Here is a 19,564-nt window from a genome sequence, read left to right on the forward strand (position 1 = left end):
AAAGACGCGCTTTTCGTCGTTGCGAGGAACGAAGTGACGAAGCAACCCAGATTGCGCCAATGACCATTGCGCCTTTAGTTTTTTTGGCCGCGGGCGGTACCGGCGGTCATCTGTTTCCCGCCGAGGCGCTCGGCGTTGAATTGATCAAGCGTGGCTTGCGCGTGCGTCTCGCCACCGATTCCCGGGCGCTCCGCTATAGCGGATTGTTCTCCGGGGGAACGATCGACGTGGTGCCGAGCGCCACCGTGCACAGCCGCATGCCGTGGTCGCTGGCCTACACCGGCGCGATGCTCGCCGCCGGCGCCGCCGTTTCGTTCAACCTGCTGCGAAAATTGCGGCCCGCTGCGGTGGTCGGTTTCGGCGGCTATCCGACGCTGCCGCCGCTGGTGGCCGCGCGGTTGTTCCGGATACCCGGCGTCATTCACGAAGCCAACGCGGTGCTCGGCCGCGCCAACCGTTTTCTTTCAAGTCACGTCAGCGCGATCGCCACATCGCTGCCGGGCGCGCTTGATCGCGATCCGAAGCTGGCCGGGAAAACAACCACCGTCGGCACGCCGCTGCGGCCGGCGATCCTTGCAGCCGCCGCGGTGAAGTTTGTGTCCCCCGAACCGACCGGGCCGCTTCGGTTGCTGGTGGTCGGCGGCAGCCAGGGCGCGCGCGTGATGGCCGATATCGTGCCCGGCGCGATCGAGCGGCTGGAGCCGGCGCTGTGGAGCAGGCTGGTCCTTACCCAGCAAGTGCGTGAAGAAGACATGATGCGCGTCCGCATGGTCTATGACCGGCTTAAGGTCACCGCCGAGCTGGCGCCGTTCTTCAGCGATTTGCCGGCGCGACTGGCGTCGAGCCATCTGGTTATTTCGCGATCTGGCGCAGGCACGGTGGCCGAGCTCGGTGCGATCGGCCGCCCATCGATCCTGGTGCCGCTGCCCGGCTCGATCGACCAGGATCAGTTCGTCAATGCCGGCGTATTGGTGCAGGCCAAGGGCGCGCTTCGGATTCCGCAGGCGGATTTCACGCCCGACCGGCTGGCCGCCGAAATCTCCGCACTCGCCGCCGAGCCCGCGCGATTGACCGCGATGGCCGCGGGCGCCCGTACTATCGGCCGCCTCGATGCCGCTGAACGGCTGGCCGATCTGGTGATGAAAGTGGCCGGAATCTAGGCGGTTGCGAACAAAATTGCCCTTGTCATGTCCCGCGAAAGCGGGGCATCCAGTACAGCGCACGGCTGATTTGAATAGCTAGCTACGCGAAATACTGGATCGTCCGCTTTCGTGGGCGATATCGCCCCGGGGAACCAACCATGAGATTGCCGCGCGAGATCGGACCCATCCACTTCGTCGGGATCGGCGGCATCGGCATGAGCGGCATCGCCGAGGTGCTGTGCAATCTCGGATATACCGTGCAGGGGTCCGATGCTTCCGAGGGCGCCAATGTCAACCGCCTGCGCGAAAAGGGCATCGCCATTACCGTCGGCCACAAGGCCGAGAACGTCGCCGGCGCCGATGTGCTGGTGGTATCGACCGCGATCAAGCGCGACAATCCCGAGCTGATGGCGGCACGGGCGCAGCGCATCCCCGTGGTCCGGCGTGCCGAAATGTTGGCCGAACTGATGCGGCTGAAAAGCTGCGTCGCTATCGCCGGCACCCATGGCAAGACCACCACGACCTCGATGGTCGCGGCTTTGCTTGACGCCGGCGATCTCGATCCGACCGTAATCAATGGCGGCATCATCAATGCCTACGGCACCAACGCCCGGCTCGGCGCCGGCGAGTGGATGGTGGTGGAAGCCGACGAGAGCGACGGCACGTTCTTAAAACTGCCGGCCGATGTCGCTATCGTCACCAACGTCGATCCCGAACATCTCGATCACTTCAACACATTCGACGCGGTGCAGGACGCGTTCCGAAGTTTTGTCGAGAACGTGCCGTTCTACGGCTTCGCGGTGATGTGCATCGACCATCCGGTGGTGCAGACCATCGTCGGCAAGATCGAGGATCGCCGCATTGTCACCTACGGCGAAAATCCGCAGGCTGATGCGCGGCTGCTCGACCTCCATCCGAACGGCGGCGGGTCCACCTTCAAGGTGGTGTTTCGCGATCGCAAGACCGATGCGGCGCATGAGATCGCCGATCTCGTGCTGCCAATGCCGGGACGGCACAACGCGCTCAATGCCACGGCGGCCATTGCAGTCGCCCACGAACTCGGCCTGTCCGATGAAACGATCCGCAAGGCCCTCGCCGGTTTCGGCGGCGTGCGGCGGCGCTTTACCAAAACCGGCGAATGGAACGGCGTCACCATCATCGACGATTACGGCCATCACCCGGTCGAGATCGCGGCGGTGCTGAAGGCGGCGCGCGAATCCACCAACGGCAAGATCATCGCCGTGGTGCAGCCACATCGTTTCACCCGGCTGCAATCGCTGTTCGAGGAATTTTGTACCTGCTTCAATGACGCCGATACGGTCGTCGTCGCCGAGGTTTATCCGGCCGGCGAAGCGCCGATTGCCGGCATCGACCGCGATCATTTTGTGTTGGGTCTGCGCGCGCACGGGCATCGCGAAGTGATTCCGCTGACAAATTCGGCTGCGCTTGCGGGTGTGGTTCACGACGTCGCCGGCCGCGGCGATTTTGTCGTCTGTCTTGGCGCCGGCAACATCACGCAATGGGCCTACGCGCTGCCGGGCGAATTGAAGGTGCTGGGGTGATGGGTCCGCTGCTTCCGAGTTCGTCATGGCCGGCTTGTCCCGGCCATGACGAAATTAATTGCCTTGATGAATTCGCATGACTTTCCCCGACATCACACCCGATCTCAAAGCCGCGATGCCGGAATTGCGCGGCCGGCTGTTGGCAAACCAGTCGCTCGCCGAGCTGACATGGTTTCGGGTCGGCGGTCCGGCGCAGGTGCTGTTCACGCCGTCGGATGAAGACGACCTGGCTTATTTTCTCGCGCATCTGCCGCGCGAGCTTCCGGTCTATGTCGTCGGCGTCGGCTCCAACCTGATCGTGCGCGATGGCGGCATGCCCGGCGTGGTGATCAGACTCAGTCCGCGCGGGTTCGGCGCGACCAGCGCCGAAGGCGACATCGTTACCGCCGGCGCGGCTGCGCTCGACAAGCGGGTGGCCGAAACGGCCGCTGCGGCCAATATCAGCGGACTGGAATTTTTCTTTGGCATTCCCGGCACCATCGGCGGCGCGTTGCGCATGAACGCCGGCGCCAATGGCGACGAGACCAAGGAGGTCTTGATCGAGGCCAGCGGCATCGGCCGCGACGGCAAAAGACATACGTTCACCAACGCGGATATGAAGTTCGTCTATCGCAACAGCGGCGTCGACACTTCCATCATTTTTACTTCCGCGCGCTTTTGCGGCGCCGTGGCCGCGTCAGATGCCATTCGCGTGCGGATGAACGAGGTGCAAAACCACCGCGAAACCGCGCAGCCGATTCGCGAAAAGACCGGCGGCTCGACCTTCAAGAATCCGCCGGACCATAGCGCCTGGAAGCTGATCGATGCTGCCGGCTGTCGGGGTCTGCGTGTCGGCGGCGCGCAGGTCTCGGAAATGCACTGCAATTTCCTGATCAATACCGGTAGCGCCACCGGCCATGATATCGAAACCCTAGGCGAGACGGTTCGCGCGCGGGTGAAAGAGAATTCCGGAATTGAGCTACACTGGGAAATCAAGCGGATCGGGCTTCCCTAATTGTCATTCCGGGGCGATGCGAAGCATCGAACCCGGAATCTCGAGATTCCGGGTCTGTGCTTGCGCACCATCCCGGAATGACGAAAGAGATAGATCGGCGGAATGAGCTAATGCGAAACACCATTCTTTTCGGGGGCACGAACAAGGAGCGCCTGGTGTCGGTGGCCAGCGCTCAGGCCGTGCATTCGGCTTTACACGAAGCTGATCTGTGGTTCTGGGATCTCGATGACAGCGTATATGAAATCCGGTCTGAAGCGCTTCTGAAGCATTCGCGGCCGTTCGAAGAGCCGTTCAAGCCGGCTGATCAAAGGATCGGCGGCATCGAACAGGCGCTTGATCGGGCAAAGGCCGAGAACCGCCTGCTGGTGCTCGGCTTGCACGGCGGCACGGCCGAAAATGGCGAGCTTCAGGCGATGTGCGAAATCCGCGGGATTCCATTCACCGGTTCCGGCTCCGCTTCGTCGCATCTCGCGTTCGACAAAATAGCTGCCAAGCGCTTTGCTGCCATTGCGGGGGTGAGGGCGCCAATCGGCGTGGCGCTGGAAGATGCCGAGACGGCTCTCGCCGAGTACGGCAAGCTGATTGCCAAGCCGACACGCGACGGATCGAGCTACGGCTTGATATTCGTCAATTCGAAACAGGACCTCGCCGCCGTCCGCAACGCCGCCAAGACCGAAGACTATCTGATTGAACCGTTCATCGCAGGCGTGGAAGCGACTTGTGGCGTGCTGGAGCAGTTGGACGGTTCGCTTACGCCATTGCCGCCGGTGGAGATCATCCCGGCGGAGGGTGAGTTCGACTACAGGGCGAAGTATTTGGCCAAAGCGACGCAGGAAATCTGCCCCGGGCGTTTTGCACCTGAAGTCAGCGCACAACTCATGGACCAAGCGCTCAAAGCGCACCAAGCGCTGTCGTGCAGCGGCTATTCCCGTTCAGACTTCATTGTTTCGGACAAGGGACCGATTTATCTCGAAACCAACACCTTGCCGGGACTGACCAAGGCCTCGCTTTATCCGAAGGCACTCCAGGCCCAGGGAATCGAATTCGTCGATTTCCTGAGAGACCAGATTGCACTGGCGGTAAAGCGCACGCACAAGTAGGTCACGACGGAACTCTGCGGCGCGACGGTCGAAGGCCAGCCGAGCGGGGTGAGCCAGACCGTTCCCCCGGTAAAAATTTACGATTACCGGGCAAAGTACTCAGAAGATGGATCAAAATACCTCCAACCTTCACCTCGTTTACCCTTTGTTTACCAGGAAGTCCGAAGGTTAACGCTGGCGGCGCATGTGGCGCTTGGCTGCCGGGGCGTGAGCCGTGCGGATTTCCGCTTCGACGACCGCATCGAGGGAACACTTGGCCTCTTCTACCAGAGGCCAGCACCCAGCCGGCATGACCGAGACGTCACAGGTGCCAGGACTCGCAGTGTTTGCGGGCACAACATGTGACGAGCTCGTGCAATGGATGGTGGAGGACGCCTCGCTCGATCGCTGAGATCGCCGAGGCCCCAAGCTGATCTGAAAGCGGCCGCCATTGGCGCGGTCGTGCTGTTGCGCGAGTGGCTGGGCTCGAGGCGCGCAGCCGTCAAACCGCTGGAACGCGAACAACCGCACCGCCTGATCGCGCTTCTCGAGCGTTACGTTCCGCGCCGCGCCGGCATCGCCGCGACCGTCTTGATACTGCTGGGCAGCGCCGGCCTCGGGATCGTCAAGGGCGGCCACGTCGAGGAATTGACCTCGGGCTTGAGCGATATCCGCAATGCAATCGCCAACTCCGCCGGATTCCGGATCACGGCGGTCGCCATCAATGGCCGCAGGCAACTGAGCCAGGACGAGGTGCTCGCGGCCGGCGGCGTCAACGGCCGCTCGTCGCTGTTGTTCCTTGATGCGGCTATCGTGCGCGACAAGCTGAAAGCCAATCCGTGGATCGCCGATGCGACGGTGCTGAAGCTTTATCCCGGCCAGCTCCAGATCGATATTGTCGAACGTTCGGCGTTCGCGCTGTGGCAGCAGGATGGGCGGCTGTCGGTGATTTCGGATGACGGCGCGGTGCTTCAGCCCTATGCGTCGCGCCGCTTTATCTCGCTGCCGCTGGTCGTCGGCAAGGGCGCCGAAACCCGCGCCCGCGATTTCCTCGCGCTGCTTGCGCGCTATCCGCAGGTGCAGGCAGCGACCAAGGCCGCGATTTTCGTCGGCGAGCGGCGCTGGAACCTACGGCTCAAGGACGGCCTCGACATCCGGTTGCCGGAAAATGACGTCGGCAACGCGCTGGCGGCGTTGAGCAAGCTCGACAAGGAAGACCGGCTGTTTTCCCGCGATATCGTCGCCGTCGACATGCGTCTGCCGGGCCGGCTGACGGTGCAGCTGTCGGAAGACGCAGCCAAGGCCCGTGAAGAATTGTTCAAGGACAAGAAGCTGAAGAAGAAAGCCGGTGACGCATGACCGGCCTTGATCGCACCCAAACGCCGAAGACGCGCCCGATGGCGCAGAAGCGCACCGCGCTGGTGGCATGCCTCGATATCGGTACCAGCAAGATTGCCTGCATGATCGCGCGGTTGAAGCCGTGCCCGCCGAGCGACGCTCTGCGCGGACGCAGCCATGCCGTCGAACTGATCGGGTACAGCCAGATTCAGTCGCGCGGCGTAAAGGCCGGCGCGGTCGTCGATCTCGCCGAATGCGAACAGGCGGTGCGTCAGGCGGTGGCGCTGGCCGAACGCATGGCCAAGGTCCGGGTCGAGTCCGTGCTGCTCTCTGTATCCGGCGGCCGGCTGCATGGCCAGTTGATCGAAGCCGCGTCGGATATTCGCGGTGGCGCGGTTAGCGTCGCCGACGTCAACCGCATCACCTCTACCGGGATGCGCCATGCCACCGGGCAGGGCCGCACCGTGCTGCATGCGCTGCCGGTGGGCTACGCGCTCGATGGCGTCAAGGGCATTCGCGATCCGCGCGGCATGGTGGCGCGGCAATTCGGCGTCGACATGAACGTGGTCACGCTAGATGCGACGGTCGCCAAGAATCTGATGCTGGTGGTCGAGCGCTGTCATCTCAACGTCGAAGCCATGGCGGCGAGCCCCTATGTGGCAGGCCTGTCGGTACTGACCGACGATGAAGCCGATCTTGGCGCTGCCGTGGTGGAGATGGGCGCCGGCACCACGACGATCGCGACCTATTCCGGCGGGCGCTTCGTGCATGCCAGCGGGTTTGCGCTCGGCGGGCAACACATCACCATGGATCTTGCGCGCGGCATCAGCGCATGCATTGCCGATGCCGAACGAATCAAGACGTTATATGGCACCGTACTGACCGGCGGGTCCGATGCGCGCGAGTTGATGTCCGTGCCGACGGCCGGCGACAACGAACGCGATGTTCCGCAGATCGTGTCCCGCGCCACGATCGCGAACATTGTCCGGCACCGCGCCGAGGAAATTTTTGAAATGGTCAGGGACCGGCTCGCGGATTCCCCCTTTGCTTCGGAGCCGAGGGCGCGAGTTGTGTTGAGCGGTGGCGCTTCGCAGCTCACCGGCATTCCCGAACTCGCAACCCAGATTCTCGGCCGGCCGGTGCGTATCGGCCGTCCGCTCGGCTTCGGCCGGCTACCCAGTGAGGCGAAGAGCGCATCGTTCGCGGTTCCCTCGGGTCTGCTGGTCTACCCGCAATACGCTCATCTTGAACACGTCGAACCGCGGCATACGCGGCAGCTCAGGACAGGGACTGACGGCTATTTCGGAAAGGTCGGACGATGGCTTCGCGAGGGCTTCTGATGAATCTTTTCCGCCCCATTCGGCTTTCACCAACCCCCGCGGCCGTCGGCCGGGGCGAACCAACGCGCGCGTAATCGAGAGGCAACCATGGCACTCAATCTTACCCCCCCTGACATCAGCGAGCTGAAACCGCGGATCACCGTCTTCGGCGTTGGCGGAGCTGGCGGCAATGCCGTCAACAACATGATCACTGCCGGATTGCAGGGTGTCGATTTCGTCGTCGCCAACACCGACGCGCAGGCGCTCACCATGTCCAAGGCGCAACGCATCGTGCAGATGGGCACCCAGGTCACGCAAGGCCTCGGCGCCGGCTCGCAGCCGGATGTCGGCGCGGCCGCGGCCCAGGAAGTCATCGACGAACTCCGCGACCATCTCTCCGGCGCCAATATGGTGTTTGTCACCGCCGGCATGGGCGGCGGCACCGGCACAGGTGCCGCGCCCGTCATCGCCAAGACCGCGCGCGACATGGGCATCCTCACCGTCGGCGTCGTCACCAAGCCGTTCCACTTCGAAGGTCAGCGCCGTATGCGCACCGCCGAGTCCGGCATCGCCGAGCTCCACAAGGTGGTCGATACGCTCCTGATCATCCCGAACCAGAACCTGTTCCGGGTCGCCAACGAAAAGACCACCTTCGCCGACGCCTTCGCGATGGCCGACCAGGTGCTCTATTCGGGCGTCGCCTGCATCACCGACCTGATGGTCAAGGAAGGCCTGATCAATCTCGACTTTGCCGACGTTCGCGCGGTGATGCGCGAGATGGGCAAGGCGATGATGGGTACCGGCGAAGCCACCGGCGAGAAGCGCGCCTTGACCGCGGCCGAAGCCGCCATTGCCAATCCGCTGATTGACGATTCCTCGATGAAGGGCGCGCGCGGCCTGTTGATCTCGATCACCGGCGGCAAGGACCTGACGTTGTTCGAGGTCGACGAAGCCGCAACCCGGATTCGCGAAGAGGTCGATCAGGACGCCAACATCATCGTCGGCGCCACCTTCGACGAGACCCTCGATGGCGTAATCCGCGTCTCCGTCGTTGCTACCGGCATCGAACAGGCGCTGATCTCGCGCAATGCAGCCGCGCCGGCTGCAACGGTGAACAATGCAGTGCCTTCAAACGCCCCGGACAGCCGTCTGGCCGATCTGACCGCGCGGCTGCGCGCCGATAATGCGCGCCTTTCCGAGCGCGCCGGGAAACAGGATACGTCGAATGCGGCGCCGACGGCTCCCGCTGCGCAGCGCAACTCGAACAGCGTCGAGCGTGCGGCGCTGGCGGCGATCGCCGCAGCGGTGGCGCCCGAGACGCAGCAGCAGGTTGCACTCCAGCCCGCATCCTACGGCGACGTCATGGTTCGCCCTATTGCGCAGAAGCCGACCTTGTTCCCGGATCACGACGCGGCACGCGTCGAGGCCCATGAGCCCGCGACGCCCGAGACCTTCATCCCACAACCGGCCGAACGCGCGCCGGTTCGCGCCCCGCGGATGCCGAAGTTCGAAGACCTGCCGATGCCGGCGCAGAATGAAATTCGGCATGCCCGCGGCGAAGTTGAGGAGGAGCATCCGCAAAAGACCCGGATGTCGCTGCTGCAGCGCCTTGCCAATGTCGGTTTGGGGCGTCGCGACGAAGAGACCGAGCCGCCGATCGCGGCCCGCGGCTCGGGTCCGGCAATGGCCCCAATGCCGGCGCTGCCGGAGCGGAGGCCGCAGCGCTCGGTCGCGCAGCAAATCGCGGCTAACGAGCCGGTATCGGAATATGCCCGCCGGCCCGCTCCCCAGGGGTTGGACGCTCACGGACGCCCGGCACCTGTTGCCCCGACGCCACAGGGCGACGATCATTTGGATATCCCCGCCTTCCTGCGTCGCCAGGCCACCTGAAGTTCGTTACAATTCGGCGACGAAAAAGGTCCCGGCTGTTGCAGCCGGGACCTTTGTTTTTGGGCGCTGACGGGGCGCAGCGACTTTCTCAAGCTACTGATATTAAACGGTTATTTATGTATTGGTGGTGGGATGGTGTCGCCAGACCTGTTCCAAACAGCGGCCTAATTTGGTTAACCTTTGTCATGAATACGGCAGAGATGGGGTAACAATTCGTAAAAAAGCGTGAGTTGGCGGTGTTTGGAGCAATGACTATGGTCTCGCGTGACTTGGGGAAACTTAAAGACGAATCGGCGCGGCAATCGCGTCATTCTAAACTTTAGGTAAGTCAGTGGTGGGCAATTTGAATGAAGTTTAGCCGGCAAACAACGCTTCGGTCGCAAGCCACCGTGACGGGCGTTGGCGTTCATTCTGGTCTACCGGTAAATTTGACCTTGGGACCTGCACCTGTGGATGCGGGTTTTATTTTTGTCCGTACGGGCCTGGACGGTTGCGACCGCGAGATTCGGGCCAATGCCGAATCCGTGATCTCTACCGAATTTGCAACCGTCTTGGGCGACCGCGAAGGTCCGCTGGTTTCAACCGCCGAGCATGTGCTTGCTGCCCTGCGCGGCATGGGCGTCGATAACGCCACCATCGAGATCGATGGTCCGGAAGTCCCGATCATGGATGGCAGCGCAGCCGCCTTCGTCGCCGCCATCGATCAGGCCGGTATGTTCACACAGTCGGCGTCGCGCCGCTTCATCCAGGTGCTGAAGCCGGTGCAGGTCGCGATGGGTGATTCGTTCGGCGAGTTGCGCCCCTATGGGGCCGGCTTCCGCGCCGAGCTCGAAATTGACTTCACTAATCCGGCAATCGGTCGCCAGAGCTATGTGCTCGATCTCAGCTCCGAACGGTTCCGCCGCGAGATTTGTCGCGCCCGGACCTTTGGATGCGTGAGCGATGTCGCTCGGCTTTGGAACGCCGGCTTCGCCCTTGGCGCGTCGTTTGAGAATTCGGTGGTGTTCGACGAAACCAGTCTGCTCAACACCGAAGGGCTGCGCTACAGCGACGAGTGCGTGCGCCACAAGGTTCTCGATGTTATCGGCGACCTCGCGCTCGCCGGCCTGCCTCTGCTTGGCGCTTATCGTTCGGTGCGCGGCGGCCACAAGCTCAATTACGCGGTACTGACGGCCCTGATGGCTGATCGCAGTGCCTGGCGGGTGATCGAGGGCGAAACCGCCCGTCGTTCGCGCACGCACGCCGAAGCCGGCAGCGGTATGGTGGGCGGCATGATCGCCCCGGCTTACAGCCCGGATGTGTCCTAACCATCTCGGAAAGGTCTGAGCGTCTCCTGCGCACCGCCGACCCGACCCTGATTTGCCGCAATAACCATGATTGCCACGATCAGCCCAACCGCCTTAATCCGGGCGAAATGCCTACGTATCCGGTTGGTTAACGGACTTTTTTCGGCTACACAGGCTCGCAGTTGCATGGCACGGCGCCAGCGGCATGACACTCATGGCGTGCACGATCCGTTCAGGGCGCGCGGCGGGCACCGCATCACAGGCGTCGGGTCTTAAATTCATGTCGGCACAGCGTATGACGCTCGAACCACGCAAGTTATCGGCTGGCGCTGGCCGAAGCCGGAGTGCTGCTCGCAACCGAGTTGCGGCGGGCAACTGGATTGGGCGGCAGTTGCGGCTGGCTGCGGGTCTGGTTGTGCTTGCGGTCCCCTTGAGCGGATGCGGCACCGGCTCGCTGTGGGACAAGTTTTTGGCCAAGGACGACACCTTCGTCGAGGAGCCCGCGGACAAGCTCTACAATGAGGGCTTGTACCTGATGAATCAGAGGAAGGATCCGAAGGCGGCGTCGAAGAAATTCGAGGAGGTCGACCGCCAGCATCCTTATTCCGACTGGGCGCGCAAATCGCTGCTGATGTCGGCCTATTCCTTTTACAATGCCGGCGACTACGACAGCTGCATCGGCGCCGCGACGCGTTACGTCACCTTGCACCCGGGAAGCTCCGACGCGGCCTACGCGCAATACCTGATCGCCGCCTCGCACTACGATCAGATTCCGGACATTACCCGCGACCAGGGCCGCACCGAGAAGGCGATCGCAGCGCTGGAAGAGGTGATTCGCAAGTATCCGACCTCCGAATATGCCGTCAGCGCCAAGGCCAAGCTCGAAGGCGCGCGCGATCAGCTCGCCGGCCGCGAAATGAATGTCGGCCGCTATTACATCGAAAAGCGCGACTACACGGCCGCCATCAACCGCTTCAAAACCGTGGTCACCCAGTATCAGACCACGCGGCATGTCGAGGAGGCGCTGGCCCGGCTGACCGAAGCCTATATGGCGATCGGTATCGTGGGCGAGGCGCAAACCGCAGCCGCCGTGCTCGGGCACAATTTTCCTGACAGCCGCTGGTACAAAGATGCTTATAATCTTGTAAAGTCCGGTGGCGTCGAGCCGAGCGAGAACAAGGGTTCCTACATCTCCAAGGCCTTCAAGAAGCTGGGTCTCGGCTAACAGCGTCCTCTGTCCGAAATTCCTGACAGATTGGCGATAACCACCTCACCAGGATCTGACCTCGCATGCTGGCGCGTCTTTCGATCCGTGACATCGTCCTGATCGAACGGCTCGATATCGAGTTTGCCCGTGGTCTTGCGGTGCTGACCGGCGAAACCGGCGCGGGCAAATCCATCCTGCTTGATGCCTTCGCGCTGGCGCTCGGCGGCCGTGGCGACGCCGGCCTTGTCCGTCACGGCGTCGAACAAGGGCAGGTCACCGCGGTGTTCGATGTCCCGAAGGGTCATCCGGCCTCGGCGATCCTGAGCGACAACGGGCTCGATGATACCGGTGAGATGATCCTGCGCCGCGTGCAGCTTGCCGACGGCCGCACCCGTGCCTTCATCAACGATCAGGCGATCAGCGTGCAGACCCTGAAAGCGGTCGGCTCCGCGCTGGTTGAAATTCACGGCCAGCACGACGAGCGCGCGCTGGTCGATGCCTCGACCCACCGGCAGCTGCTCGATGCCTTTGCCGGCCTGGAGAGGGACGTCGCGGCGCTGGAGGCGCTGTGGGACGCAAGGCGCGCCGCCAATACCGTGCTCGACGAGCATCGTGCCGGGATGGAGCGTGCCGCCCGTGAAGCGGACTATCTGCGCCATGCCTCCGACGAACTCAAGAAGCTGGCGCCCAAGGACGGCGAGGAGACCGCGCTCGCCGAACGCCGCACCACGATGATGCAGGGCGAGAAGATCGCAACCGACCTGCGCGAGGCGCAGGACGCCGTCAGCGGCAATCATTCGCCGGTGGCGGCGCTGTCAGCGGCCGTGCGCCGGCTGGAGCGCCGCGCCGGAAATTTGCCGGCGCTGGTCGAGCCCGCGGTGAAAGCGATCGATGCGGCGATCAACGCGCTGGAAGAGGCCGACCAGCACCTTAACGCGGCGCTGGTCGCAGCCGACTTCGATCCCGCAGAACTTGAACGCATCGAGGAGCGGTTGTTCGCGCTACGCGCGGCATCCCGCAAATATTCGACGCCGGTCGACGGTCTTGCGGCGCTGGCCGCGAAATATGCCGCCGACGTGGCGCTGATCGATGCCGGCGCCGATCAGTTGAAGAAGCTGGAGGCGGCGGCGGCCGAGGCCGACAAGCGCTACAACGCGGCCGCGACCAAACTCTCCGCTGCGCGGGCGAAGTCGGCGGAGAAGCTCAACAAGGCGGTCAATGCCGAACTCCCGCCGCTGAAGCTCGAGCGCGCAACGTTTACGACGCAGATCGAATCCGATCCGAAATCCCCGGGACCGCAGGGTTTCGATCGTATCGAGTTCTGGGTGCAGACCAATCCAGGCACGCGGCCGGGGCCCTTGATGAAGGTCGCTTCCGGCGGCGAACTGTCGCGGTTTCTGCTGGCATTGAAGGTGGTGCTATCCGATCGCGGTTCGGCGCCGACTTTGGTGTTCGATGAAATCGACACCGGTGTCGGCGGCGCGGTGGCGGATGCGATCGGCGCCCGGCTGGCGCGGCTTGCCGGCAAGGTGCAGGTGATGGCGGTGACCCACGCGCCGCAGGTCGCCGCGCGCGCCAATCAACATCTGCTGATTTCAAAGGACGCACTCGACAGAGGCAAGCGGGTCGCTACCCGCGTCAATGCCCTCGCCGCCGATCACCGCCGCGAGGAAATTGCCCGCATGCTGGCGGGGGCGGAGATCACCGCCGAAGCCCGCGCGGCGGCGGAACGGCTGCTCAGGGCAGCCACGGCGTGATTTTTAAGGTCATTCCGGGGCGCCGCAGGCGAACCCGGAATCTCGAGATTCCCCCGATGTGCAATTGCACATCTGAGGTCTGGTCCTTCGGACCATCCCGGAATGACGGACCAGAACATTAGTCATGATGGCAAAACCCAGAACAAAAACCCGTCCCGCAATCGACACCCTCACCAAGGCCCAGGCCAAGGTCGAGCTGAAACGGTTGGCGCTCGAAATCGAGAACCACGACAAATACTATTACCAGGAGGATGCGCCGAAGATTTCGGACGCCGAATACGATGCGCTGCGTCAGCGTCTCAACTCGATCGAAGCCAGGTTTCCTGAATTCGTCACCAGCGACTCGCCGTCGCAGAAAGTCGGCGTGCAGCCGTCCGGGCGTTTTGCCAAAGTTCGCCACGCGGTGCCGATGCTGTCGCTTGAAAACGCTTTGGCGGAGCAGGACGTGCTCGATTTCATCGGCCGTATTCGCCGCTTCCTGAAACTCGGCGACGACGACAACATCGCCTTCAGCGCCGAACCGAAGATCGATGGGCTCTCGATGTCGCTGCGTTATCAAGGCGGCGAGCTCGTTACCGCCGCCACGCGCGGCGACGGCGCCGTGGGCGAAGACGTCACCGCCAACATCCGCACGCTCGAGGACGTGCCGAAAAGACTGAAAGGTCGCAACGTGCCCGATATCTGCGAGGTGCGCGGCGAAGTCTACATGACCAAACAGGCGTTCCTCGCGCTGAACGAGCGGCAAAAGGCGGCCGGCGAGACCATCTTTGCCAATCCGCGCAATTCGGCAGCGGGCTCGTTGCGCCAGAAGGATCCATCCATCACCGCCTCGCGTCCGCTCGGCTTCTTTGCTTACGCTTGGGGCCAGATGAGCGACATGCCTGAGAACACCCAGTCCGGCATGATCAAATGGTTCGAGCGTTGCGGCTTCAAGACCAACCCGCTCACCAGGCTTTGCCACTCGGTCGAGCAATTGCTCGCCTTCCATCGCCAGATCGAAACCCAGCGATCGCATCTCGACTACGACATCGACGGCGTGGTCTACAAGATCGATCGCATCGACTGGCAGGAGCGCCTCGGGTTTGTGTCGCGCACGCCGCGTTGGGCGATCGCGCACAAGTTCCCGGCCGAGCGCGCCATGACCGTGCTGCGGGATATCGAAATCCAGGTCGGACGCACCGGCTCCTTCACGCCGGTCGGCAAGCTCGAGCCGATCGGCGTCGGCGGCGTCATCGTGCAGAACGTCACGCTGCACAACGAGGATTACATCAGGGGTATCGGCGGCAACGGCGAGCAATTGCGCGAGGGCCGCGACATCCGGATCGGCGACACCGTCATCGTCCAGCGCGCAGGCGACGTCATCCCGCAGGTGGTGGACGTGGTGCTCGACAAACGTCCCAAAGATGCCAAGCCATATCACTTTCCGAAGAAGTGTCCGTGCCCGCTGCATACCGACGTGGTGCGCGAGGAGACCGCAACCGGCGAGGAGGGCGCGCGCGCCCGCTGCACCGGCGAATTCGCCTGTCCCTACCAGACCATCGAGCACCTGAAGCTGTTCGCCTCGCGCCGCGCCTTTGACATCGACGGACTGGGCGAGAAGCAGATCGAATTCTTTTTCGAGAAGGGATGGGTAAGAGAGCCGGCCGACATCGTCACGCTGGAAGCGCGCAACGCGAAGCTCAAGCTTGAGGAGATCGAAGGCTATGGCCAAACCTCAGTGCGCAATCTTTTCGAGGCGATCAGGCGGCGGCGCGAGATTCCACTCGAACGTTTCATCTACGCGCTTGGCATGCGCCATGTCGGCGAGACCACCGCGCTGGCCCTGGCGCGCGGCTATGGCTCATGGGAAGCTTTCCATGATGCCTGCCTCAGGGTCGCCAAGGGCGATGAGGAGACCATCGCCGAGATGGACGCGCTCGACCAGATCGGCGACACCGTGATCAAGAGCGTCGCCGCCTATTTCGGCGAGAGCCATAACCGGGGCATCGTCGAGCGGCTGACCAGGGAAGTCACCATCCTCGATGCCGAAAAGCCGAAAAGCAATTCGGCGGTCGCCGGCAAGACCGTGGTCTTTACCGGCGCGCTGGAGAAGATGACGCGCGACGAAGCCAAAGCCATGGCCGAGCGGCTCGGCGCCAAGGTGTCCGGGTCGGTGTCGAAGAAGACCGATTATGTGGTCGCCGGTCCCGGCGCCGGCTCAAAACTTGCCGAGGCCAAGAAGCACGACGTCGCCGTGCTGACCGAAGACGAGTGGCTGAAGCTGGTCGGGGCATGAGGCGCGGTCGCTTCGCTGCGCACTGGGTTGTCATCACGCACCCGGTTGTCGTCACCCGCGAAGGCGCCTGACCCAGTACGCCGCGGCGGTTGCGATGAACAGCTACTTCACGGAGTACTGGGTCGCCCGGTCAAGCCGGGCGATGACTGCGTGTCTCCCAATTTACAATAATCCCGACTCTTCCTCTTCGGCCTGCTCGATCAATTTCTCGCTGACCACGACGTTGCGGCGGGGAACCAGGAAAATCATGGTCGATGCGCAGGCGATCGATAAAACGACGATGGCGATATTGAGCGGCACCGGGGTCGCGAAGTGGCCGCCGAGATAGGCGCCGAATTGCGAAACCAATGAGCCGATCCCCATCTGCAGAAATCCCATCGCGCCCGACGCGGTGCCCGCCGCCTCGGGGCGGACGCTGATGGCGCCGGCCGCCGAGTTCGACATCACGAAGGCGTTGGCGAACATCACCAGCATCTGGGTGCCGAACAGCCATGACGGCGCCTGATTGAGCCCGGTGACGCCCCACAGCAGGTTCAGCAGGCTGCCTGCGAATTGCAGCGCCAGCCCGAACCAGATCAGTTTTTCCAGCGAATGACGCGGCGCGAAGCGCACGCAGAACAGGTTTCCGATCAGATAGGCGAATCCTGAGGTCGCAAACCATGCGCCGTATTCGGCGCTGGAGCGGCCCATCTGGGTGACCACGATATAGGGGCCGCCGCCGGCGAAGGTGAAGATGATCTGCGAGGCCAGCACCTGACACAGCACATAGCCGATGAAGGCGCGGCTAGTGAGCAGGTTGCCGACATCGCCGCGAAATCCGCCGGCTTCGGTACGCTCGCGGCGGGTTTCCGGCAGCGCCACCGCAATGGCCACCGCGATCAAAAGAGAAGCGCCTGTGATGACGTAGAAGATCGCGCGCCAGCCGAAGGCGATCTCCAACAGACCGCCGGTCAGCGGACTCAGCATCTGCGCGATCATCATGACCGCGATGACCAGGCTGATCATGGAACTGATGCGGTCGCGGCTGTAGAGATCGCGGATGATGGCGCGGCTCACCACCATGCCGCTGGCGCCGCCCAGCGCCTGCAGAAAACGCGCCGCGATCAGTTGCGGCAACGTTTCTGCGAAGATGCAAGCAGCGCTCGCCGCCACCATCAGGCCGAGACCCGCCAGCAGCACGGGGCGGCGGCCGAAGCGATCCGACAGCGGGCCCATGATGATTTGCGAACAGGCGATGCCGACCATGAAGAGCGACACGGTCATCTGCGCGACCGAGATATCGCGCCCGAATGTGGTGGCCAGCACGGGCAGCGCCGGTACCAGCATATAGAGCGAAATCGGCGCGACGCCCGTCATCGCGACAAGCAGCAGCAGAACGGTCCGGGATGTCGCGACGGTAGTGTTATTTTTCGCCGCTTCAGGCGGCTTGCCCATCACTCCATGCATGCAAATCTGATCCACTCCCTGAATCAGACTGTAGCGTTATCCCTCAGGGGGAATACGGCCGTTTCGGAATGCGGCTATTCCGTTTTCGGGACGCGCAACGCACACAGCAACACACACAATTGTCGTCACCCGCGGAGGCGGGTGACCCAGTATTCCAGAGGCGTCAGCGATAGAGCCGAGAAGCCGCAGCGTACTGGGTACCCCGCTTTCGCGGGGTATGACGAGTTTATTGTGGAGCGGCACCGTGCGTAACGCGCGCGCCCTGCAACAACGCGGCCCTTTTCCTACAGCGAGAGCGGCGCGGTCGCGGCGTCGAGCCACACTTTGGTGGGCTCGTCGACATGCGGGCGGACCGCGTGGCGTACCCGGGCATGATACTCGTTGAGCCAGCTTAGCTCTTCTCCGCTCAGCATGTTCAGATCGATCAAACGGCGGTCGATCGGCGCCAGCGTCAGCGTTTCGAATGCGTTCACTGGCTTCTCGGCGCCGGCAATGTCGGTGCCGACGACCAATTCCAGGTTCTCGATCCGGATTCCGTAGGCGTCGGTCTTGTAGTAGCCGGGCTCATTGGAGAGGATCATGCCGCGCTTCAGCGGCGTGGTGCCGAGCTTGGAAATTCGCGCCGGGCCTTCATGCACCGAGAGATAACTGCCGACGCCGTGGCCGGTGCCGTGCTCGAAATCGACGCCGGCCTGCCACAGAAATTGCCGCGCCAGCGGATCGATCTGCGCGCCGGTGGTACCATCGGGAAAAACCGCGCGCGCGATTGCTATATGGCCGCGCAGCACGCGGGTAAAGCGATCGCGCATTTCAGCCGTCGGCTCGCCGATGGCGATGGTTCGTGTGACGTCGGTGGTGCCGTCTTCATACTGCGCGCCGGAATCGACCAGCAGCAGGTCGCCTGGCGAGATCCGCCGATTGGTCTTGCGGGTGACGCGGTAGTGGACGATGGCGCCGTTCGGCCCGGCTCCGGCGATGGTCGGGAACGAGACGTCCTTTAGCGCGCCGGTGTCGCGGCGGAATGTCTCCAGCGCCTCGACGGTGTCGATCTCGGTCAGCGCACCCGAGGGGGCTTCGCGGTCGAGCCAGGCGAGAAACCGCGTCAGCGCCACCGCATCGCGCCGGTGTGCCGCGCGTGTGCCCTCGATCTCGGTGCTGTTCTTGACGGCCTTGAGCAGGCTGACGGGATCGTTGCCGCGCACCGCCTTGCCGCCCTGAGCGCCGATCAGGCGGCTGAGGGCGTCGGCAGCGGTCGCGCTATCCAGTGCAATCGTCGCGCTCCGCTGGGCAAGCTCGGCAAGCTTTGGCGCCAGTGCGTCCGGCTCCTCGACATCGGCGGACTGCTCGAGATGATCGCGTGCGCTGTTCGACAGTTTTCGGTGGTCGATGAACACGGTGGGACGGCCGTCCTTGGGTACCAGCGCGTAGGACAGCGGCAGCGGGGTATGGGAGACGTCGGCGCCGCGGATGTTGAAGGTCCACGCCACCGCGTGCGAATCCGACAGCACCAGCGCATCGACGCCGAGCTTGATGATCTCGAGGCGGATACGCCTGAGCTTTTCTGCCTCCGCTTCGCCCGAGAATGGCGTACCGTGAATGGTGACGGGCGCAACCGGCGGCGGCGGCCGCTCGGTCCACACCGCATCGACCGGGTTTGTGTCGACCGCGATCAATTCCGCGCCGGCCTTGGCGCAGGCCGCGGCCAGCCGCTCGGCTGCCGCCGAAGTGTGCAGCCAGGGATCAAATCCGAGGCGGTCGCCGGGGATGAGATGCTTCTCCAGCCATCGTTCGGGCGGCGGCTCGACCAGCGGCTCGATGCCCCAGGCGTTGCGGTCGACCTGCTTTGCCGCCTGCAGCGTGTAGCGGCCATCGACGAACACCGCGGCCTGCTGGGTCAGCACGATGGCGAGGCCGGCGGACCCGGTGAAACCGGTCAGCCAGGCCAGCCGCTCTTCGGATGGCGGGACATATTCGTTTTGTTGCGCATCGGCGCGCGGAATCACGAATCCGGTCAGTTTTCGCCGCGCCAATTCCTCGCGGAACGCGGCCAGCCGCGCGGTCAGCGCCACGCCGCTTTCGGGCTCCTCGAATGTCTGGAAACGAGCTTCGAACATTGCCTGCCTAGCATAAGATCGCGGGGAGAAGTCCGCAATGCGAGGCCCCTTGCCATATTTTGGCATAAGTTATGCTTGAATTGTTTCACCTGCATTAGACCGGATGGAACGGTTCGGTGTCACAGGCCGTCCCGTCCGGCTGTATCCAGGAGAAT

At 63.4% G+C, this 19,564-nt stretch carries 13 protein-coding genes and 1 pseudogene; 12 read left to right on the plus strand and 2 right to left on the minus strand.

The window, feature by feature from the left end:
* The first annotated feature begins 59 nt into the window (after positions 1 to 59).
* The 12 genes and pseudogenes from murG to ligA all read left to right on the plus strand — a co-directional run bounded on the left by murG (position 60) and on the right by ligA (position 15,849).
* A complete protein-coding gene (gene murG, locus N554_RS0133290) occupies positions 60 to 1,160 on the plus strand; it encodes an undecaprenyldiphospho-muramoylpentapeptide beta-N-acetylglucosaminyltransferase (RefSeq protein WP_029587396.1) in 1,101 nt (366 codons plus the stop codon).
* A 140-nt stretch (positions 1,161 to 1,300) separates the two neighbouring features.
* On the plus strand, positions 1,301 to 2,704 hold the full coding sequence (murC, locus tag N554_RS0133295; protein WP_029587397.1) for a UDP-N-acetylmuramate--L-alanine ligase: 1,404 nt from the start codon (positions 1,301 to 1,303) through the stop codon (positions 2,702 to 2,704).
* Between the two features lie 76 nt (positions 2,705 to 2,780).
* The gene (murB, locus tag N554_RS0133300; protein WP_029587398.1) at positions 2,781 to 3,698 is read left to right on the plus strand and encodes a UDP-N-acetylmuramate dehydrogenase; all 918 of its coding nucleotides are present in this window, start codon (positions 2,781 to 2,783) and stop codon (positions 3,696 to 3,698) included.
* Between the two features lie 110 nt (positions 3,699 to 3,808).
* On the plus strand, positions 3,809 to 4,798 hold the full coding sequence (locus N554_RS0133305; protein WP_029587399.1) for a D-alanine--D-alanine ligase family protein: 990 nt from the start codon (positions 3,809 to 3,811) through the stop codon (positions 4,796 to 4,798).
* Positions 4,799 to 4,807: 9 nt separating this feature from the next.
* Positions 4,808 to 5,189, plus strand: a pseudogene (locus N554_RS39325) (D-alanine--D-alanine ligase); the annotation flags it as partial.
* On the plus strand, positions 5,156 to 6,136 hold the full coding sequence (locus N554_RS0133310) for a cell division protein FtsQ/DivIB (protein ID WP_029587400.1): 981 nt from the start codon (positions 5,156 to 5,158) through the stop codon (positions 6,134 to 6,136). The pseudogene N554_RS39325 and the gene N554_RS0133310, both read left to right, overlap by 34 nt.
* A complete protein-coding gene (gene ftsA / locus N554_RS0133315) occupies positions 6,133 to 7,455 on the plus strand; it encodes a cell division protein FtsA (RefSeq protein ID WP_029587401.1) in 1,323 nt (440 codons plus the stop codon). The genes N554_RS0133310 and ftsA overlap by 4 nt, the downstream gene beginning before the upstream one ends.
* 87 nt (positions 7,456 to 7,542) lie before the next feature.
* Positions 7,543 to 9,324, plus strand: coding sequence for a cell division protein FtsZ (gene ftsZ / locus N554_RS0133320; RefSeq protein ID WP_029587402.1), 1,782 nt, complete (start codon positions 7,543 to 7,545; stop codon positions 9,322 to 9,324).
* A gap of 347 nt (positions 9,325 to 9,671) precedes the next feature.
* Positions 9,672 to 10,631, plus strand: a complete 960-nt coding sequence (lpxC, locus tag N554_RS0133325; RefSeq protein ID WP_029587403.1) for a UDP-3-O-acyl-N-acetylglucosamine deacetylase — start codon at positions 9,672 to 9,674, stop codon at positions 10,629 to 10,631.
* Between the two features lie 259 nt (positions 10,632 to 10,890).
* Positions 10,891 to 11,835, plus strand: a complete 945-nt coding sequence (locus N554_RS0133330; RefSeq protein ID WP_029587404.1) for an outer membrane protein assembly factor BamD — start codon at positions 10,891 to 10,893, stop codon at positions 11,833 to 11,835.
* 65 nt (positions 11,836 to 11,900) lie between these two features.
* Positions 11,901 to 13,574 (plus strand): DNA repair protein RecN, encoded by a 1,674-nt coding sequence (gene recN, locus N554_RS0133335; RefSeq protein WP_029587405.1) that lies wholly within the window; start codon positions 11,901 to 11,903, stop codon positions 13,572 to 13,574.
* 127 nt (positions 13,575 to 13,701) lie between these two features.
* Positions 13,702 to 15,849, plus strand: coding sequence for an NAD-dependent DNA ligase LigA (gene ligA, locus N554_RS0133340; protein ID WP_029587406.1), 2,148 nt, complete (start codon positions 13,702 to 13,704; stop codon positions 15,847 to 15,849).
* A gap of 162 nt (positions 15,850 to 16,011) precedes the next feature.
* Here the strand turns inward: ligA and N554_RS0133345 are convergent, their stop codons facing one another.
* Together N554_RS0133345 and N554_RS0133350 are read right to left on the minus strand one after the other, a co-directional pair.
* Positions 16,012 to 17,295: a multidrug effflux MFS transporter gene (locus tag N554_RS0133345; RefSeq protein ID WP_029587407.1), complete on the minus strand. Its 1,284-nt coding sequence runs from the start codon at positions 17,293 to 17,295 to the stop codon at positions 16,012 to 16,014.
* Between the two features lie 284 nt (positions 17,296 to 17,579).
* Positions 17,580 to 19,409, minus strand: coding sequence for an aminopeptidase P family protein (locus N554_RS0133350; protein ID WP_029587408.1), 1,830 nt, complete (start codon positions 19,407 to 19,409; stop codon positions 17,580 to 17,582).
* Positions 19,410 to 19,564: the final 155 nt, after the last annotated feature.

The sequence above is a fragment of the Bradyrhizobium sp. URHD0069 genome (assembly GCF_000701345.1).
GTDB lineage: Bacteria > Pseudomonadota > Alphaproteobacteria > Rhizobiales > Xanthobacteraceae > Bradyrhizobium.

Coding starts and splice junctions, on each gene's coding strand:
- murG (WP_029587396.1), top strand. CDS start 60: ATGACCATTGCGCCTTTAGTTTTTTTGGCCGCGGGCGGTACCGGCGGT.
- murC (WP_029587397.1), top strand. CDS start 1,301: ATGAGATTGCCGCGCGAGATCGGACCCATCCACTTCGTCGGGATCGGC.
- murB (WP_029587398.1), top strand. CDS start 2,781: ATGACTTTCCCCGACATCACACCCGATCTCAAAGCCGCGATGCCGGAA.
- N554_RS0133305 (WP_029587399.1), top strand. CDS start 3,809: ATGCGAAACACCATTCTTTTCGGGGGCACGAACAAGGAGCGCCTGGTG.
- N554_RS0133310 (WP_029587400.1), top strand. CDS start 5,156: ATGGATGGTGGAGGACGCCTCGCTCGATCGCTGAGATCGCCGAGGCCC.
- ftsA (WP_029587401.1), top strand. CDS start 6,133: ATGACCGGCCTTGATCGCACCCAAACGCCGAAGACGCGCCCGATGGCG.
- ftsZ (WP_029587402.1), top strand. CDS start 7,543: ATGGCACTCAATCTTACCCCCCCTGACATCAGCGAGCTGAAACCGCGG.
- lpxC (WP_029587403.1), top strand. CDS start 9,672: ATGAAGTTTAGCCGGCAAACAACGCTTCGGTCGCAAGCCACCGTGACG.
- N554_RS0133330 (WP_029587404.1), top strand. CDS start 10,891: ATGTCGGCACAGCGTATGACGCTCGAACCACGCAAGTTATCGGCTGGC.
- recN (WP_029587405.1), top strand. CDS start 11,901: ATGCTGGCGCGTCTTTCGATCCGTGACATCGTCCTGATCGAACGGCTC.
- ligA (WP_029587406.1), top strand. CDS start 13,702: ATGGCAAAACCCAGAACAAAAACCCGTCCCGCAATCGACACCCTCACC.
- N554_RS0133345 (WP_029587407.1), bottom strand. CDS start 17,295: ATGCATGGAGTGATGGGCAAGCCGCCTGAAGCGGCGAAAAATAACACT.
- N554_RS0133350 (WP_029587408.1), bottom strand. CDS start 19,409: ATGTTCGAAGCTCGTTTCCAGACATTCGAGGAGCCCGAAAGCGGCGTG.